Origin of the sequence: Streptomyces sp. UH6 (assembly GCF_013421635.1) — a bacterium.
Taxonomy (GTDB): Bacteria; Actinomycetota; Actinomycetes; order Streptomycetales; family Streptomycetaceae; genus Streptomyces; species Streptomyces abyssomicinicus.
Genome location: NZ_JACADT010001154.1, coordinates 1 through 1,639, shown reverse-complemented (window position 1 = coordinate 1,639; position 1,639 = coordinate 1). Strand labels below are relative to the sequence as shown.

The following is a 1,639-nucleotide window of genomic DNA, read 5'->3' as shown; positions in this document are numbered from 1 at the left end:
CTGGGCCGTCGCGGTCCGGCGCCGCGGCCGGCCGCTGCCGGAGCGGCCCGAGCCGTGGGACGTGGCGCTCACCTCTGTGGCCGCCTTCCGGCTCAGCCGGCTGCTCAGCAAGGCCTCCGTGACCAGCCCGCTGCGCGCCCCGTTCACCCGGTACGTCGGCCCGGAAGGCCCCGCCGAAGTCCACGAGGAGGCGCGCCGCGAGAGCCGCCGGGAGACCGTGGGCGAGCTGGTGACCTGTCCGTTCTGCACGGGCGTATGGGTGACCTCCACCCTGACAGCGGGCCTCCTCCTGGCCCCCCGCGCCACCCGCACCGCCATGGGGGCCCTGACCGCGCTGGCCGGGGCCGACGCGCTCCAGCTGGGGTACGCGGCCCTGGTGCGCAAGGCCACCGGCGACGAGTGACGCGCCGGGCTCCGCACCCGGCCGCCTCATTCCCGCGGCGGCGTCACCAGCCCCGTCTCGTAGGCGATGATCACCAACTGCACCCGGTCACGGGCGTCGAGCTTGGAGAGCAGACGGGTCAGGTAGGTCTTGGCAGTGGCCACGCTGATGTGCAGCCGGTCGGCGATCTCCGTGTTGGTCAGCCCGCGGCCGACCAGGGTCAGCACCTCCGTCTCCCGGCCGGTGATGCGGTCCGGCGCCACCCGGGGTCCCGGCGTGCGCGCGGTGGGCCGTGCGGCGAACTCCTTGATCAGCCGGCCGGTGACGGTGGGCGCGATCAGGGCGTCCCCCGCCGCGACCACCCGGACCGCGGCCAGGATGTCGTCGAGGTCCATGTCCTTGACGAGGAATCCGGACGCCCCCGCCCGCAACGCCCCGTACACGGACTCGTCGTCGTCGAACGTGGTCAGCACCAGGACGCGTGACGTGCCGGACCCGCCGGTGATCCGGCGGGTGGCCTCGATGCCGTCCGTGCCGGGCATCCGCAGATCCATCACCACCACGTCCGGGGCGAGTTCGGCGGCCAGCCGGACCGCCTCCTCGCCGTCCGCCGCCTCTCCCACCACCTCGAGGTCCGGCGCGCCGGCGGCGACCATGCGCAGCGCGGCACGGATCAGCGGCTGGTCGTCGGCCAGCAGGAGACGGACGGTCACCGGTTCTCCCCCGCCTTCTCGCCCAGGGCGCGTCCGGCCGCTCCCGTGTCCAAGGGCACCCGGGCGGCGACCCGGAAGCCGCCGCCGGGACACGGCCCGGCGTCGAGGTCCCCGCCGAGCAGCACGGCCCTCTCCCGCAGGCCGGTCAGACCGAAGCCCGGGCCCGGACGAGGTACGCCACCACGCCCCCGGTCACGCACCTCCACCCTGAGCGCGTCCTCGCGGTGGTCGACACGGACCTGGCAGGAGCGCGCACCCGAGTGGCGGAGCACGTTGGTCACCGCCTCCTGGACGATGCGGAAGGCAGCGGCGCCCACCTCCTGGGGCAGCCCGTCGCGGGCGCCCCGCCACTCGACGTCCACCCGCACCCCGGCCGCGGTGGTGACCTCGGCGAGCCTCTCCAGCTCGACGGCCCAGTCGCCGGACGCGGAGGCGGACGGGAAGGCCGACGCGGAGGACGAGGAGGAGGCCGGGGAGGAGGACGAGGAGGAGACCGTGGAGGAGGACACCGGGGAGGACGTACCGCCCGCGGCCGCCCGCCCCG

General features: G+C 75.7%; 3 protein-coding genes. 1 reads left to right on the top strand and 2 read right to left on the bottom strand.

Annotation, left to right across the window (positions count from 1 at the left end; translation table 11 throughout):
- A partial coding sequence (locus HW445_RS30160) for a DUF1360 domain-containing protein (RefSeq protein ID WP_180223982.1) occupies positions 1–403 on the top strand: 403 nt, incomplete at its 5' end.
- A gap of 26 nt (positions 404–429) precedes the next feature.
- On the opposite strand, the gene HW445_RS30155 is transcribed toward HW445_RS30160, so the two are convergent.
- Positions 430–1,095 carry a response regulator transcription factor gene (locus HW445_RS30155; RefSeq protein ID WP_180223981.1) on the bottom strand — a complete coding sequence of 222 codons (666 nt, stop codon included), beginning with the start codon at positions 1,093–1,095 and terminating at the stop codon, positions 430–432.
- On the bottom strand, positions 1,092–1,639 hold a 548-nt coding region (locus HW445_RS30150), incomplete at its 5' end, for a sensor histidine kinase (protein ID WP_374939723.1). The genes HW445_RS30155 and HW445_RS30150, both read right to left, overlap by 4 nt.